This window comes from Streptomyces sp. NPDC093510 (genome assembly GCF_040683555.1).
Taxonomy (GTDB): domain Bacteria; phylum Actinomycetota; class Actinomycetes; order Streptomycetales; family Streptomycetaceae; genus Streptomyces.
Genome location: NZ_JBFBEE010000013.1, coordinates 258,351 through 273,186, shown reverse-complemented (window position 1 = coordinate 273,186; position 14,836 = coordinate 258,351). Strand labels below are relative to the sequence as shown.

The 14,836-nt window shown below is 69.4% G+C and carries 12 protein-coding genes and 1 pseudogene; 5 read left to right on the top strand and 8 right to left on the bottom strand.

Annotated elements, in window-relative coordinates:
- Positions 1-27: 27 nt before the first annotated feature.
- Complete coding sequence (locus AB0N81_RS22630) at positions 28-720, bottom strand: TetR/AcrR family transcriptional regulator (protein WP_365361019.1); 693 nt, start codon at positions 718-720, stop codon at positions 28-30.
- A gap of 53 nt (positions 721-773) precedes the next feature.
- Here AB0N81_RS22630 and AB0N81_RS22625 point away from each other — a divergent pair, with 53 nt between their 5' ends.
- Entirely contained in the window at positions 774-1,937 is a 1,164-nt protein-coding gene (locus AB0N81_RS22625; protein ID WP_365361017.1) for an NAD(P)/FAD-dependent oxidoreductase, read from the top strand.
- A 74-nt stretch (positions 1,938-2,011) separates the two neighbouring features.
- Positions 2,012-2,500, top strand: a complete 489-nt coding sequence (locus tag AB0N81_RS22620) for an N-acetyltransferase (RefSeq protein WP_365361100.1) — start codon at positions 2,012-2,014, stop codon at positions 2,498-2,500.
- A 139-nt stretch (positions 2,501-2,639) separates the two neighbouring features.
- Here AB0N81_RS22620 and AB0N81_RS22615 read toward each other — a convergent pair.
- Both AB0N81_RS22615 and AB0N81_RS22610 read right to left on the bottom strand, forming a co-directional pair.
- Positions 2,640-2,958, bottom strand: a pseudogene (locus AB0N81_RS22615) (iron dependent repressor, metal binding and dimerization domain protein); the annotation flags it as partial.
- 8 nt (positions 2,959-2,966) lie between these two features.
- Positions 2,967-3,500, bottom strand: a complete 534-nt coding sequence (locus tag AB0N81_RS22610; protein WP_365361015.1) for a YbhB/YbcL family Raf kinase inhibitor-like protein — start codon at positions 3,498-3,500, stop codon at positions 2,967-2,969.
- Positions 3,501-3,626: 126 nt separating this feature from the next.
- Here AB0N81_RS22610 and AB0N81_RS22605 point away from each other — a divergent pair, with 126 nt between their 5' ends.
- The gene (locus AB0N81_RS22605) at positions 3,627-4,301 is read left to right on the top strand and encodes a GntR family transcriptional regulator (RefSeq protein WP_365361013.1); all 675 of its coding nucleotides are present in this window, start codon (positions 3,627-3,629) and stop codon (positions 4,299-4,301) included.
- A gap of 250 nt (positions 4,302-4,551) precedes the next feature.
- Positions 4,552-6,297, top strand: coding sequence for an FAD-binding oxidoreductase (locus tag AB0N81_RS22600; RefSeq protein WP_365361011.1), 1,746 nt, complete (start codon positions 4,552-4,554; stop codon positions 6,295-6,297).
- A gap of 51 nt (positions 6,298-6,348) precedes the next feature.
- On the opposite strand, the gene AB0N81_RS22595 is transcribed toward AB0N81_RS22600, so the two are convergent.
- The 5 genes from AB0N81_RS22595 to AB0N81_RS22575 all read right to left on the bottom strand — a co-directional run bounded on the left by AB0N81_RS22595 (position 6,349) and on the right by AB0N81_RS22575 (position 13,383).
- Positions 6,349-7,395, bottom strand: coding sequence for a sulfotransferase (locus AB0N81_RS22595; RefSeq protein ID WP_365361009.1), 1,047 nt, complete (start codon positions 7,393-7,395; stop codon positions 6,349-6,351).
- Between the two features lie 168 nt (positions 7,396-7,563).
- A complete protein-coding gene (locus AB0N81_RS22590) occupies positions 7,564-9,246 on the bottom strand; it encodes an ABC transporter family substrate-binding protein (RefSeq protein ID WP_365361007.1) in 1,683 nt (560 codons plus the stop codon).
- A gap of 90 nt (positions 9,247-9,336) precedes the next feature.
- Positions 9,337-11,454, bottom strand: a complete 2,118-nt coding sequence (locus AB0N81_RS22585; protein ID WP_365361005.1) for an ABC transporter ATP-binding protein — start codon at positions 11,452-11,454, stop codon at positions 9,337-9,339.
- The gene (locus tag AB0N81_RS22580) at positions 11,451-12,401 is read right to left on the bottom strand and encodes an ABC transporter permease (protein WP_365361003.1); all 951 of its coding nucleotides are present in this window, start codon (positions 12,399-12,401) and stop codon (positions 11,451-11,453) included. The genes AB0N81_RS22585 and AB0N81_RS22580 overlap by 4 nt, the downstream gene beginning before the upstream one ends.
- A 1-nt stretch (position 12,402) precedes the next feature.
- Entirely contained in the window at positions 12,403-13,383 is a 981-nt protein-coding gene (locus AB0N81_RS22575; RefSeq protein ID WP_365361001.1) for an ABC transporter permease, read from the bottom strand.
- A gap of 431 nt (positions 13,384-13,814) precedes the next feature.
- Here AB0N81_RS22575 and AB0N81_RS22570 point away from each other — a divergent pair, with 431 nt between their 5' ends.
- Positions 13,815-14,762, top strand: a complete 948-nt coding sequence (locus tag AB0N81_RS22570; RefSeq protein WP_365360999.1) for an endo-beta-N-acetylglucosaminidase H — start codon at positions 13,815-13,817, stop codon at positions 14,760-14,762.
- Positions 14,763-14,836: the final 74 nt, after the last annotated feature.

Genomic DNA, 14,836 nt, shown 5'->3' with positions numbered 1-14,836 from the left:
AGCAAGAGCAAGAGCAAGGGCGAGGCGTCACGTCGGTGGGCGGGTGAGTTTGACGGCCACGGCGTCGAGGACCCAGTCCAGGCCCGTCGCGAAGGATGCCTCGGCGTCCACGTCCGTCCCGTCGTGCACCGCCTTGGCCAGCGCGGGGAAGCGGCCCGTGGCCAACACGCTCGTCACACGCGGGCCTTGGGCCCGCTGCCAGTCCTGCTTGGGCTGGCCCGTGGCGCGCTCGGCCCGCAGGTTCGTGACCTCACGTCTGATCGCGCCGATGAAGTAGGCGCTGACAGTCTCCACGGCGCGCATGACGGTGTCGATGTCGGTGAGGCCGTCGAGGGCGGCCAGCGTGGTCTCGGTCACGGCGAGGCCGTTCGGGCCCATGGCCGGGCGGCCTCCGAGCAGGTCGGCCAGCCATTCGTGACGGAGGGCGGCCTGCCTGGTGCGATGGGCGAGGCTGCTCAGCGCCTCCCGCCAGTCATCGGACTGTCGCTCCGGGAGGATCTCGGCCTGGACCTCGTCCACCATGAGGTCGAACAGCTCCTCCTTGGTGGAGATGAATCTGTACAGCCGCATCGGGCCGGCGTCCAGGCGGGCGGCCACCTTGCGCAACGACACCGCTTCCAGGCCGCCCTCGTCGGCCAGCGCGATCGCGGCGGCAACAATCCGCTCCCGGTCGAGCGGCACGGGTTGAGTCGGCGGCTCCGGCCGGTCCCACACAGTCATGGTGACATCGTACTGTTGCGATACGTCGTAGCGTAGCAATACGCTGTATCGATATGAGACACCGCATCGCAGTGGTCGGGAGTGGTCCCGCGGGCCTCACCTTCGCCCGCGTCCTGCACCGCCATGGCCACACCGTCGCCGTCCTCGAACGCGACCCCGCCCCCGACGCCCGGCCCCCGGGCGGCACGCTGGACCTGCATGAAGAGCTGGGCCAGCTCGCGTTGGACAAGGCGGGGCTGTCGGCGGAGTTCCTGGCGCTGTCCCGTCCCGAGGGGCAGGCCATGCGCATCCTGGACGCGGACGGGACCGTCCTGCGCGACTGGCGACCCCGGCCGGATGACCGGGCCAACCCCGAGATCGACCGCGGGCAACTCCGTGACCTGCTGCTCGGTCCTCTCGACGTCCAGTGGGGCCGGGGCGTGACGCAGGTGGTGCCGGGGGCCAGGGATGGCGTACTGGTCCATTTCGCGGACGGGCGACAGGAGACGTTCGACCTCGTGGTCGGCGCGGACGGCGCCTGGTCCCGGGTGCGCTCCGCGGTGTCGTCGGCCGCGCCGCACTACACCGGCGTCACCTACGTCGAAACCTCCCTCGACGACGTCGACGCCCGCCACCCCGACCTCGCCCGGCTGGTCGGCGACGGTTCCGTGGCTGCGTACGGCGTGAACCGAGCTCTCGTCGCCCAGCGCAACAGTGGCGGCCACGTCAAGGTGTACGCCCAGTTCCGCGCGCCGGTGGACTGGCACGCGAACCTGGACCTTGCCGACGTCGAGGCCGTGCGGTCGAGCCTGCTGGCTCTGTTCGACGGCTGGGCCGCTCCCGTCCTCGACCTCCTCCGCCACGGCAACGCCTTCGTCCACCGCCCCCTCTATGTCCTGCCCGTGTCCCATACCTGGACCCATGTCCCCGGGGTGACGCTGCTGGGCGACGCCGCCCACCTGATGCCCCCGCTCGGGGCGGGCGCGAACCTCGCGATGCTGGAAGGCGCCGAACTCGCCGAGTCCATAGCCACCGGAGCCACCGGAGCCACCGGAGCCACCGGAGCCACCGGAGCCACCGGCCCTGTAGAGCTGGACGAGGCGATCCGCGCCTTCGAGGAACAGATGTGGGCACGGGCCGGCAGATGGGCGCAGATCACGACGGCCGGTCTGGAACGCCTCGTGAGTCCGGACCCCGCCGAAGCCCTCGCCCTCTTCGACCAAGTCCAGCCGTCCTGACTGCCGTTCAGGAGGGAAACGGCGTTGCGTCCCGGGTGACCGGCATGGATGCTGGCTGGTCGGAGGCGGTGAGAATGATCGACGTCGCGTTGAAGTTGTCGGTACGTGATTTGGTGCACGCGGACCTCGCGGCCTGCGGGTGGTCGGGGTCAGAACACCACCTGGCCAATGTCGCGACGCAGTTGGAGCGTGCACGGCTCGGCGAGGTCGAATACCTCGCGGTCTGCCCTGCGACGGACATTCCCGTGGCGAAAGGCGGTGTCGACTACCGGGTCAAGGAAGGTGTCGGCACTCTGTGGCAGCTGGCGGTCCATCCGGCATTGCAGTCCTGCGGGATCGGCACCTTCCTCGTCGAATCCGCGGAGCTTCGGATCAGGAACCGCGGTCTGCGACAGGCCGAGCTCGGTGTGGAGGAGAACAACCCCCGAGCTCGGGCGCTGTACGAACGACTGGGCTATGTCGCATACGGCAGTCAGCCCGATTCGTGGGACGAGCAGGCCCCGGACGGATCGCTGCGCCGCTACGAAACGACGTGCACGTTGATGCGCAAGGATCTCTCGTAGACCACGCGCGCCCACCGTCCCGCCCAGCGAGAGGCCGGCCCCGACCACCATCATGGTCGGGGGCGGCCCCTGTCGTGGTCGCGACGATCGCGGCACGCGTACGGGTCAGGGACTGGTCACGAAGACGTACACGGCGATTCGCGCCCGGCCGCACCCCGGCGTACCGCAAGGCGGACATCAGTCGGGCGTCGGTCCGGACCGGCTCCCCGATCCTCCGCACGATCGCGCGCGTGCCGGCCGGGATCGGGCTCCCCCAAGGAGGTTCGGCCGGTTGCCGCAGCAGCGCGAAGAGGTGCCGTTCGACGGCCTCGCTCATCACGTGTTCCCAGCGGCCGTCGCGTTCCGCGCTCTGATGCAAGCGCTCGGCGATGCGGGCACGCATCGGGACCACGTCCTCCTCCTCGAGCTCCAGGACGGTGCCGGAGGTGCACCCCCGTCGCGTCGATGAGACGGGACACGCCGCTCGTCAGGCGGACGTCTCAGCGGTGGCGGTCAGCACCGCGCGGCCGAGGATGTGGCCGGACATGGTGAAGCCGAGGAGGGCCGGGGTCGCGTCGGCCGGGACGCCGATGGAGTCGACGTCGAGGGCGTGCACCACGACGAAGTAGCGGTGCGGGCCGTGCCCGGCGGGCGGCGCCGCGCCCATGTAGCGGGCCGCGCGGGCGTCGTTGGGCAGCTGGAAGGCGCCCTCGGGCAGGCCCGAGCCGGCGTCGTCGCCCGCGCCCTCGGCCAGCTCGGTGACGGAGGCCGGGATGTCGGCGACCGCCCAGTGCCAGAACCCGGACCCGGTGGGGGCGTCGGGGTCGTAGACGGTGACGGCGTAGCTCTTGGTGCCCTCCGGAGCGCCGCTCCAGGACAGCTGCGGGGATATGTCCTTGCCGCCGGGGACCCCGGAAGAGAACTGCTCGGGCGGCCACGGGCTGCCGTCGCCGACGGTCGTGCTGGTGGCGGTGAAGGAGGCCGCCTCGGGGAGGCGGGCGAAGGGGTCGTTGGTGCGCATCGCGTCATTCCTTTCAGGCCGTACAGGTGAGGTGCGGCGGACCGTGGCAATGGAGAGCCCGGCCCATCGATGAATCGACAGTAACATAGATAATCGATTATCGATTGGATCGTCTATGCTGGGCGCATGACTCAGACGGTTCCCACCCCGGCCCCGGCGGGGAAGCAGATGCTCTCCGAGCAGGTCCACGCCCGCCTGCGCGACGCGATCATGCGCGGTGACTTCGGCCCCGCCGACGCCCTCAAGCCGCAGGACCTCGCCAAGCAGCAAGGGGTGAGTCTGGCCGTCGTGCGGGAGGCGCTGGTGCGGCTGGTCGGCGAGGGTCTCGCGGACCGGCTGCCCAACCGGGGGTTCGCCGTGCCGGCCTTCTCCGACCGTCGGTGGCAGGAGATCGCGGAGGCTCGTCGGACGATCGAGCCGGTCGTACTGCGCCTGTCGATAGAGCGCGGCGACGTCGACTGGGAGTCCCAGGTGCGAGCCGCCCACCACCGTCTGACCCGCACGCCGCCGTATGTGCCGGGCGAGGGGGAGTACTACAGCGGCGCCTGGTCGGAGGTCCACCGGATCTTCCACCGCACTCTCCTGGAGGGCTGCGGCAACCCTGTCCTGCTGGAGACGTTCGACCGCATGTGGGCCGCGAGCGAGCTGGCCCGCCGCTGGTCGGCGCACCGCAACCCCGAGCGCGACGGCGTCGAGGAGCACCGCCGGCTGGAAGAGGCGGCCCTGGCCCGTGACGCCGACACCGCCGCCGACGTACTGGTCCGTCACCTCACGCGCACCGCGACCGATCTGGCCGACTGAGCGCTCCGGGAAGGCCGACTGAGCGCTCCGAGAAGGGTGACTGAGCGCTCCGCGAAGAGCCGCTGAGCGGTCGTTCGGGCGCGCATAGTTGCACATGCTGCAACCAACCGTAGTTTGACCGGCAGTTCGGACAGTTTTCTCAATGAAGCTATTGCGCCGCCCCTGTCCCACTGGGCTAATGTCGTGATCGATCATCGATCGATGCGCCTTCAACTTCCGTTCTTTTCAGACCCGTTGGTGGAGTGTGACCATGCGCAGGACAAACAAGACAACCGACTCGGGTGCGGCGAATCAGGGCAGACCGGTAGGTCGAAGATCCCTCCTCGCCAGCGCCGCCGCAGTCGCCGGCGGAGCGGCCCTGACCACCGCCCCGCCCGCGGCCGCCCAGACCCCCGCGGGCCCCGGCGCCGCCGCCGCGACCGCTGTCGCCACCGGCCCGCAGACCGCCGCCGGCACGTCCGACTACATCACCGTCGCCCCGGGTGACGCCCGCTTCCCTGACCTGGTGCGCGGCATCAACCAGCGCTGGGTCGCCAAGCCCGACTACGTCCGCCTGGTCACCACCACCGCACAGGCCGTGCGGGCCGTCCAGGACGCCGTCGCCGCGGGCAAGCGGCTGACCGTCCGCAGCGGCGGCCACTGCTACGAGGACTTCGTCTTCAACAAGGACGTCCAAGTCGTCATCGACATGTCCGGGATGATGCAGGTCTACTACGACAGCGGCAAGAACGCCTTCGCGGTCGAGGGCGGCGCCTCCAACCTCCACATCTACGAGACGCTCTACAAGCTGTACGGCGTCACGCTCCCGGCGGGCTCCTGCGCCTCCGTCGGCGCGGGCGGCCACATATCAGGCGGCGGCTACGGCCTGCTCTCCCGCCTGCACGGCCTGACCGTCGACCACCTCTACGGCGTCGAGGTCGTCACGGTGGACAAGAACGGCACGGCCAAGGCCGTCGTCGCGACCCGCGACTCCACCGACGCCGCGCTCAGGGACCTGTGGTGGGCCCACACCGGCGGCGGTGGCGGCAACTTCGGCCTGATAACCCGCTACTGGCTGCGCACCCCCGGCGCCACCGGCACCGACCCCGCCAAACTGCTCCCGAAGCCTCCGTCCGAGGTCTTCGTGCACGCCACGGCCTTCCCCTGGAAGGACATGACCGAGGCGTCCTTCACCCGGCTCCTGCAGAACTGGGGCACCTGGCATGAGCAGAACAGCGCGCCCGACTCCAAGTACAACTCCCTGTTCGGCCTCCTCAAGCTGAACCAGCGCGCCAACCCCGAGCGGTCGGAGATCGTCCTCCTCACGCAGATGGACGCCACCGTGCCCGACGCCCAGACCCTCCTGGACGACTACCTGGCCGCGGTCTCAGCGGGCGTCGGCGTCACCCGCCGGGCGATGACCCAGCGCTCCGGTGAGCACGCTGCCATGCCGCAGTTCGCCAAGCCGCGCACGCTGCCCTGGTACATCGCAACCGACTACCTCAGCGGCGGCAACCCCACGCTGTACGGCAAGTACAAGTCGGCGTACGCGCGCAAGGGCTTCTCCGCCACCCAGATCAAGGCGATGTACAAGCACCTGACGCGCACCGACTACAGCAACGGCGACGCGCTGCTCCAGGTCGACTCGTACGGCGGCCGCATCAACAGCGTCAAGCCCGGCGACACCGCGGTGCCGCAGCGCGACTCGGTGCTCAAGCTCCAGTACCAGACGTACTGGACCGACCCGGCCGACGAGGCCAGGCACCTGGCCTGGATCCGCGACTTCTACAAGGACGTCTACGCGGAGACCGGCGGCGTCCCGGTGCCCAACGACATCAACGACGGCTGCTACGTGAACTATCCCGACAAGGACCTCGGCGACGCCGCCTGGAACACCTCGTCGACCGCGTGGAACAGCCTCTACTACAAGGACAACTACGCCCGCCTACAGAAGGCGAAGGCGGCCTGGGACCCGAAGAACATCTTCCGGCACGCCCAGTCGGTCCGCCTGCCGTAACCCGGCCCGGCGCACGCCCCTGTGACCACCGCTCCACTGCGAGAGCGGTGGTCACGGTCGGCCCGGCCGCTCCCGCAGAGCGCGGGTGCCCGGAGCGCAGCTCTTCCTCAACTCGTCGAGTTCGGTGGCCGTCAACTGCCTCTCGGCCGAGCCGCGGCGGCTGCCGTCGATCCGGGCACACGCGCCGTCCAGCCACTGAGGGGACGGCTCGACCCTGACGAACGCGGCGAGACGCGTGAGTTCCTCACGCGGCGCGTCGAGGAGGTCCTCGTAGGCGAGCGCCATGCGTCGGTCGTTCGGCAGACCGTCGAGGAACCGCACCCCTTGGACGACGAGTTCGGACCACAGGGCGCCGAAACGACACAGAGGAAAATCACGGTCTCGTACGAGCGCCGGGTCGAAGCGGTCGCCGAGCAGCGGTGCGAGGTCCGGCGGCAGGGCCCGCACCTGTTCGGCCGTCAGATCGGCGAAGCTGTCGACACCCGTCCGTTCCCGGATCTCACGTATCAAGGTGATCGTGCGATACCCGGGATGACGGCTCATCGACAGGGCGCAGTCCGGCCCGTCCCGATGGAGATGCACGAACTTCGCGTACGGGAAGGCCGCGCGCAGCCCCGGTGCCCAGCCCGTCGAGTAGCCGGAACGCTCCACGACGGCGGAGCGGCCGAACCGTGCGCCGAGCCACGCGAACAGCGCCTCGTGGTGCGCGGCGGCGCTGCGGTCGGGCCAGTCGACGACCGCCGTACGGATCTCGTCGAGCAGACCGTCGGGGTCGTCGGTGAGGTGGGGCAGCACCATGAGGGAGAGCGCCGGGATGCCCGTGGTCTCGGCCGCGTACCGCCCCGGGCGGCGGGTGTAGAGGAATTCCGGCATCAGCACCCCGCTGCGGATCATGTTCGCGAAGTACGGGGTGGGCCGGAAGAGGGCCTCCCAGAACTCCGCTCCCGACAAGGATCCCTCGGGGAAGGCCGCATCCCCGACCGACGCCATGTACTCGTTGAGGCTGAGCACGTCGGGGTGGCTGTTGAGGATGCCCGACAGCGCGGTGGAGCCGCTTCTGCCCGTTCCGATGACGAAGGTCAGACTGCGCAAGGTCATGGCTCCGAAAGGGGATTCCTGCGGTTGTGGAAGTTTATAGGCGTGGTTGAGGTGCCTGCTCTCACTCAGGGACGGATGCGGCTGCTGCCCGGCCCGTTCCATTCCCTCCCCGTTTCCGGCGTGGAGTACACCACGGGCGGGTCGGGCCGGACGCATCCGGGGAGAGGGCTACTTCTCCCAGCCCACCGTCTCCGGCAGCGGGTTGTGGAAGATGGTCGCGCCCACGTTCGCCAGGCCCCTCTTGACGCTGTACGTCGACGGGCCGCTGAACATCGGGAGCCGGGCGTAGTTCCGCAGGGCCTTCCGCTCGGCCTTGTTCGCCGCCGCTGCCTGCTTGTCCGGGTCGGCGATGTCCGACGTGGCGCGGATCTCCTTGTCCAGCGCCGGGGACCCGGCGCCCGTGAGGTTGGAGTCACGGTCCGAGCAGTACATCTCGCACAGATAGCGGGCCCCGAAGGGGTCCATGGAGCGGTTGCCTGAGAGGAACAGGTCGAACTTCCGCTCGCTGAGGATGCCGGCGAAGTCCGCGTCGTCGGCCTTCTTGACGATGAGGCGCACGCCGACCGGCTTCAGCATCGCGGTGAGGGCGCCGGCGGTGGCCTTGCCCAGCGGGTCGTCGCCCAGCAGCGTGTATCCGACCTCCAGCTTCTTGCCGCCCTTCTCCCGGATCCCGTCGCTCCCGGGCTTCCAGCCCGCCGCGTCGAGGTCCTTCTTCGCCTTGTCGGGCCCGTACTTCAGGACGGCCGCGACATTGTCCTCGTACCCCTTCTGGAAGCTGTAGAGCAGGCCCGAGCCGGGCAGTGGCTCCTTGTAGTCCAGACCCTGGAACTGGATCTTCGCGATCTGGCTGCGGTCGATGCTCTCCTGGATCGCCTTGCGCACCGCCTTGTCCCCGAGGACCGACGACTTGGTGTTGAAGTAGAGCGAGTACACGAACGGGCTGCCACCGCTGCGGATCTCGGTGCCCTTGAGCCCCTTCACCTGCTTCAGGCTCTCGGCGTCGACCGCGGAGACGTAGTCCAGCTGACCGTTCTTGAAGGCGTTGACCGCCGCGGCCGACTCCAGGTTCACGTAGACGCGCTTGTCGAGCTTGCCCTTCCTGCCCCACCACTTCGGGTTGCGGACGAAGGTGATGTTGCCCGAGTGGGTGTCCCACTTGCCGACCGTGTACGGGCCCGCGCCCCACTCGGGGTGCGCCTTCTTCACGTACGCCTTGTTGAAGTTGGCGACCTTCGCCGCCTTCGGGTGGAGGAACGTGGAGAACAGGCTCGGCCAGGAGGCGTTGACGCCCTTGAAGGTGAGGACGGCCTGCTTGTCGTCCTTGCCCCGCGCGACGCCGGTGATCTGGTCGTAGCCGTCCGTGGTCGAGGCCGCGTAGTCCTCGTCGGAACCGTTGTTGGCCTTCCATGTGGCCTTGATCGCGGTCCAGTCGATCGGCGTTCCGTCGTTGAAGGTGGCTTTCTTGTTGATCGTCAGGACGACCTTCTGGTTGCCGCCCTTCACTGACACCTTCACGTCGCTGAAGTAGTCCGGGTTGTACCGCACTTCACCGGTCGGCGAGAAGGTGATCGCGTTCGCGTTGTACCAGGCCCACACCCTGGACGCCGTCAGAGTGCCGTTGACGTTGAACGGGTTGCCCTGTTCGTCGAACGTCCCCGCCGTCGTGTAGGTCCCGCCGTCCTTGAGCTTGTCGTACGCCGTCGGGTTGTAGTCGGCGGCTCCCGACGCGGAGGACGGGGTGCCCTTCCCGTCCGAGCCCGCGGCGCCGTCACCGGAAGAGGACTGGCACGCGGTGGCGGTGACGGAGATGGCTGCTATGAGGGCGACGGGCAGGGCCAGTCTTGCGCGCATGGGAAAGTGTCCTTGAGTTGATGGTCAGAGGGTGAAGTGGTGGTTGTGCGGCGGTAGTTGGCGTCGGACGCGCCCTGGGAGGGGCGTCGGTCACGCGGCGTGGCAGGCGTACGCGTGGCCCGGCTGCCCCGGCACCGGCCTGGACGCCGGGCGTTCCGTACGGCAGCGCTCCCGGACGTCGTCGTCGGCGAGGCGGTACAACGGGCAGCGGTCGATGAAGACGCAGCCGCGCGGCAGGTCCGTGGCGCTGGGCTGCTCGCCCTCCAGGACGATCCGCTCGCGGGTGCGCTCGCGTTCGGGGTCGGGGACGGGGATCGCCGACAGCAGCGCCCGCGTGTAGGGGTGCTTCGGGTCGGAGAAGAGCGTCTCCGTGTCGCCCGTCTCGACGATGTGTCCCAGGTACATCACGGCGATGCGATCGCAGATGTAGCGGACCACGGCGAGGTCGTGGGCGACCATGAGGTAGGCGAGGCCCAGCTCGCGCTTGAGCCTGCCGAGCAGGTTGATCACCCCGGCCTGGACCGATACGTCCAGGGCGGAGAGCGGCTCGTCGAGGGCGAGCAGCTTCGGGTCCGTGGCCAGGGCGCGGGCGATGCCGACGCGCTGGCGCTGGCCTCCCGAGAGCGCGGCCGGGAAACGGTCGCGCACCGCGGGGTCGAGACCGACGAGCGTCAGCAGTTCGTGGACGCGGGAGCGGATCGCGTCACGGTCGCGGCCGACGGCCTGCAAGGGTTCGGCGAGGAGCTGGTGGACGGTGAGGCGCGGGTCCAGGGCACCGAGCGGGTCCTGCATGACGATCTGCACGTCGTGCCGCAGGGCGCGTGGACGCCCGGCACCGGCGCTGACATCGGTACTGGCGGCCGTGGCCGCCGGTGCGCCGACCTCCCGCCCCGCGATCTCGATCCGGCCGCCCTCCGGCCGTCTGAGCCGCAGGACCTCCATCAACGTCGTCGTCTTGCCGCTGCCGGACTCGCCCACCAGGCCCAGCGTCTCCCCGCTGCGCAGCTCGAAGCTGACGCCGTTGACGGCGTGCAGTGTGCCGACCCGGCGTTTGACGAACGCGCCCTTGGTGACGGGGAAGGTCTTGACGAGGTCCTCGACGCGCAGCACCACATCGCCGAGCTCGGCGCTCGCCGTGCCCGCCCGCCGGTCGACGGGAGCGACACCTCCGGCCGGGTCCAGCGTGCCGTCGGCAATCTCGGCCGCGCGCAGGCACGCCACGTCCCCGTGCCCCGTGACATGGAGCAGCTCCGGCTCCCCGGTACGGCACGCGTCGAGCGCGAGGGCGCAGCGGCTCGCGAAGGGGCAGCCGTCCGGGAGGCCCGAGAGGGCGGGTGGCTCGCCGCCGATCGGGACGAGGGGGCGGCGTACCCCGCCGTCCACGGTCGGCACCGCGGCGAGGAGCCGCGCGGTGTACGGCATCGTCGGCCGACGGAACAGGGAACGCACGTCCGTCTTCTCCACGAAGCGGCCCGCGTACATGACGGCGACGTCGTCCGCGTGGCCGGCCACGACGCCCAGGTCGTGGGTGATGAGGACGAGCCCGGCGCCGGTCTCCTGCTGCGCGAGGCGCAGGACGTCGAGGATCTGCGCCTGCACGGTGACGTCGAGTGCGGTGGTGGGCTCGTCGGCCACGAGGACGCTCGGCCGGTTGGCGATGGCCAGGGCGATGACCACACGCTGGCGCATGCCGCCGGAGAACTCGTGGGGGAAAGCCGACGCCCGGTTGCGGGGGTCGGGGATGCCGACGAGGTCGAGCAGTTCGACGGCCTGCTCCCAGGCCGCCTTCTTCGACAGGTCCTGGTGGACCCGCAGCGCGTCGGAGAGCAGTCTGCCGACGGAGAAGATGGGGGTGAGCGCGGACAGGGGGTCCTGGAACACCATGCCGATGGATCTGCCCCGTACCCGCGACAGCGCCCGGTCGTCGAGGCCGATCAGGTCCTGACCGCCGAGCAGCACCTGGCCGCGCAGCCCGGCGGTGGGCGGCAGCAGGCCCATGAGGCCCATCGCGGTGGCCGACTTGCCCGATCCGGACTCGCCGACGATGCCGAGGGTGCGGCCCGGCAGCAGGTCGAAGCTGACGCCGCGCACCGCCTCGACGGGCCCCGCCTCCGAAGGGAAGGAGACGCGCAGGTCCCGTACGGAGAGCACGGGGGCGGCGCCGGTGGGGGAGGCTTCGCCGTTGCGCAGTGGGGTGGTGAGTGTCATTGTCGGCCTCCCGCCGCGCCGGTCACAGAGGTGGGGTCGAGGGCGTCGCGCAGCCCGTCGCCGATGAAGGTCATCGACACGGTGAGCAGGACGACGAGGCCCGCGGGGAAAGCGAAGAGCCACGGGGCACTGGTGACGGTGTTCGCCCCGTCGGCGAGCATCGTGCCGAGGGAGACGTCCGGGGTCTGGACGCCGAAGCCGAGGAACGACAGGGCGGTTTCGCTGAGCACGGTCGCGACGACGCCGAGCGTCAGGTTGACGATGAGCAGGGAGCCGAGGTTGGGGATGATGTGGCGCAGGATGATGCGCGGCGGGCTGACGCCCATGAACTCCGCCGCCGTCACGTAGTCCCGTTCACGCAGCGACGTCGAGACCGACCAGATGACCCGGGCGGTGGACATCCAGCCGAACACGGTGAGGACGACGATGAGGACGCGCCAGTCACCGGCCAGGCGGTGGGAGACCAGGGCGAGGATGAGGAACGAGGGGACGATCAGCAGGAAGTGGATGGCGGCGAGCGTCAGCCTCTCCACCCGGCCGCCGAAGTACGCGGCGCCGGAGCCGATCACCGCGGCGACGACGACCGTCAGGACGGACACACTCACGGCGATCACCAGCGAGCGCCGCAGTCCGTGCACCGCACTGGCGTAGATGTCGTTGCCGCCCTGGTTGGTGCCGAACCAGTGCACGTCGCTCGGAGGCTGGGTGAGGGCGGTGAAGTCGGCGTCGGTGTGGGTGTACGACGTGAACAGGCCGCCGAAGGCGCTGAACAGCACGAGCAGCGCGAAGATCACGACGCCGGCGACGGCGAGGCGGTTGCGCAGGAAGCGCCGCAGATAGAGGCGGCCGCGCCCGAGCTCTGCGTGCCCTGACTCTGCATACCCTGACTCTCCATGCCCTGGCTCTTGATGCGGCTGGGCGGTGACGGCATCGGTCACTGTCGCCATGTCAGCTCACCCGCACTCTCGGGTCGAGGAAGACCGTGGCGATGTCCGCGAGGATCGCGCCGATCGCGGTGAGCACCGCGGCGAACGCGGCGGTAGCGACCGTGCCGTGCACGTCGTTCTTGCCGATGGTCTGGATGAAGTAGCGGCCCATGCCGTTCCAGCCGAAGATCGTCTCGGTGATGATGGCTCCGGTGAAGATGGCGGGCACGCTGAACGCCACGGAGGCCGCCGTCGGGATCAGCGCGGCGCGCAGGGCGTGCCTGCGGACGGCCTGGCCGCGGGTGAGGCCGGTGGCCTGGGCCGTGCGCACGAAGTCGGCGTTGATCGTGTCGAGCAGCAGCGAACGCTGCGTCAGGTGGTAGCCCACGTAACCCGTCAACGTCAGGGTCAGCGTCGGCAGGATCAGATGGAGGAGGCGGTCCCCGATCGTCGGGAGCAGGCCCTCGACGTCGGGGGAGTTCTCCCCGGCGACGTAGAGGAAGTCGAGCCCGGCGTGCTGGTTGAGCCAGATGGCGACGAAGACGACGGCGAGCGCGGCGACGGACGTCGGGATGTTGAAGACCGCGATGGAGACGGCCTGCGAGACGCGGTCGGCCGGACCGTACTGTCGTGCGGCGGTGTAGACGGCGAGCGCGACACCGATCACGACGGACAGGATGGTCGCCGTCACGACCAACTGGGCGCTGACCAGCGCCCGGTAGCCCACCTCGCCGTTGACGGAGACGCCGGTGGGCGACTTCCCCCAGTCGAAGTCGAGAGTCACGGAGGTGAGCCAGTTCCACCACCGGTGCACCAGCGGCTCGCCGGGGTCGAGGTTGTACGGGGCGAGGGCCCGCGAGATCTGTGCCTCGCTGCGGGCGGGACGCAGCTCTTTGAAGTTCGATCGAGGGTCCAGAAACCAACTGGACAGGAAGTAGGTCGCGTTGGTCGCGACCACGATCATCAAGAGCCAGCCGCCCGCCTTGCGTACTACATGGCGCATGGGACGGCCCACCCCCTCACCACACGCGTGAGGTGCGCCGGGACGGCGTCGGAGAGACAGGTCGAGTGCATGGGTGGTGGAGCTTTCTGCGGGCGTACGGATATGGAACGGTGCCGCGAAGGGGCGAATGTCAGCTTGGTCCGAACCAGGTGGTCAGACCAGGTTCTGGGTGGTTCCGCCATGAGCTCGCAACGCTGTCGTCGCGCCCGCAACATTGCCGTAGGGCTTGCAATGCGGCCGCAACAAAATGATCTTGACGGGGACGGGTCGTCACCTGACGGCGAGGGCGGGCGGTGGCACGACTGCGTGGGAGTCGTGAAGAGTTGGCGCCTGATCTTCAGGATTCGGTCACGAACGAGGGAAACTCTGAGGCTCACTCGGCGCTTTCGAACACGTCGGGCGCCGACCCCACGATGGGAGACCGATCAACGATGCTCAGTCTGGTACGGAGCAGAGCACGGACGGCCGCGCTCGCACTCTCGGCCGTCGCGGCCCTCGCCCTCGGTACGACCGCCACGTCCGGCGCGGCAGCGGCCCCCGCTCCCACCCCTGACCCCGCTCCCGCTTCCGCCTCCGCGAAGCGGGGGCCGACCTCGGTGGCGTACGTCGAGGTGAACAACAACAGCATGCGCAACGTCGGCAAATACACCCTCGCCACGGGCGGTGACAACGTTTTCGACGTCGCCGTGATCTTCGCGGCGAACATCAACTACGACACGGGCACGAAGTCGGCGTACCTGCACTTCAACGAGAACGTGCAGCGCGTCCTCGACAACGCCGACACGGAGATACGGCCGCTGCAGGAGAAGGGCATCAAGGTCGTCCTCTCGGTGCTCGGCAACCACCAGGGCGCGGGCTTCGCCAACTTCCCCTCCCAGAAGGCGGCTTCGGCATTCGCGAAGCAGCTGTCGGACACCGTGACCAAGTACGGCCTCGACGGCATCGACTTCGACGACGAGTACGCCGAGTACGGCAACAACGGCACCGGCCAGCCCAATGCCGGCTCGTTCGTGCACTTGGTGACGGCGCTGCGCGCGAACATGCCGGACAAGATCATCAGCCTCTACAACATCGGCCCGGCCGCATCACGCCTCTCCTACGGCGGCGTCGACATCTCCTCCAAGTTCGACTACGCCTGGAACCCGTACTACGGCACCTGGCAGGTCCCGCGCATCGCCCTGCCCAAGTCGAAGCTGTCGCCGGCGGCCGTCGAGATCGGCCGCACCTCGCAGAGCACCTCCGCCGCCCTCGCCCGCCGCACCGTCGGTGAGGGGTACGGCGTCTATCTGACGTACAACCTCGACGGCTCCGACCGCAGCGCGGATGTCTCCGCGTTCACGAGGGAGCTGTACGGCAGCAACGCCGTCTACACGCCGTAGGGCGACAGCGCCGACCGCGCCCTCGACAACGATGTCGGGGCGCGGTCGTGCCTTCCGCGCAACCGCATCGAGCG

Excerpts from the sequence above, each read along its gene's own strand:
- AB0N81_RS22600 (WP_365361011.1), top strand. The coding sequence starts at position 4,552 with ATGCGCAGGACAAACAAGACAACCGACTCGGGTGCGGCGAATCAGGGC.
- AB0N81_RS22570 (WP_365360999.1), top strand. The coding sequence starts at position 13,815 with ATGCTCAGTCTGGTACGGAGCAGAGCACGGACGGCCGCGCTCGCACTC.
- AB0N81_RS22595 (WP_365361009.1), bottom strand. The coding sequence starts at position 7,395 with ATGACCTTGCGCAGTCTGACCTTCGTCATCGGAACGGGCAGAAGCGGC.
- AB0N81_RS22630 (WP_365361019.1), bottom strand. The coding sequence starts at position 720 with ATGACTGTGTGGGACCGGCCGGAGCCGCCGACTCAACCCGTGCCGCTC.
- AB0N81_RS22590 (WP_365361007.1), bottom strand. The coding sequence starts at position 9,246 with ATGCGCGCAAGACTGGCCCTGCCCGTCGCCCTCATAGCAGCCATCTCC.
- AB0N81_RS22610 (WP_365361015.1), bottom strand. The coding sequence starts at position 3,500 with ATGCGCACCAACGACCCCTTCGCCCGCCTCCCCGAGGCGGCCTCCTTC.
- AB0N81_RS22575 (WP_365361001.1), bottom strand. The coding sequence starts at position 13,383 with ATGCGCCATGTAGTACGCAAGGCGGGCGGCTGGCTCTTGATGATCGTG.
- AB0N81_RS22605 (WP_365361013.1), top strand. The coding sequence starts at position 3,627 with ATGACTCAGACGGTTCCCACCCCGGCCCCGGCGGGGAAGCAGATGCTC.
- AB0N81_RS22585 (WP_365361005.1), bottom strand. The coding sequence starts at position 11,454 with ATGACACTCACCACCCCACTGCGCAACGGCGAAGCCTCCCCCACCGGC.
- AB0N81_RS22625 (WP_365361017.1), top strand. The coding sequence starts at position 774 with ATGAGACACCGCATCGCAGTGGTCGGGAGTGGTCCCGCGGGCCTCACC.
- AB0N81_RS22580 (WP_365361003.1), bottom strand. The coding sequence starts at position 12,401 with ATGGCGACAGTGACCGATGCCGTCACCGCCCAGCCGCATCAAGAGCCA.
- AB0N81_RS22620 (WP_365361100.1), top strand. The coding sequence starts at position 2,012 with ATGATCGACGTCGCGTTGAAGTTGTCGGTACGTGATTTGGTGCACGCG.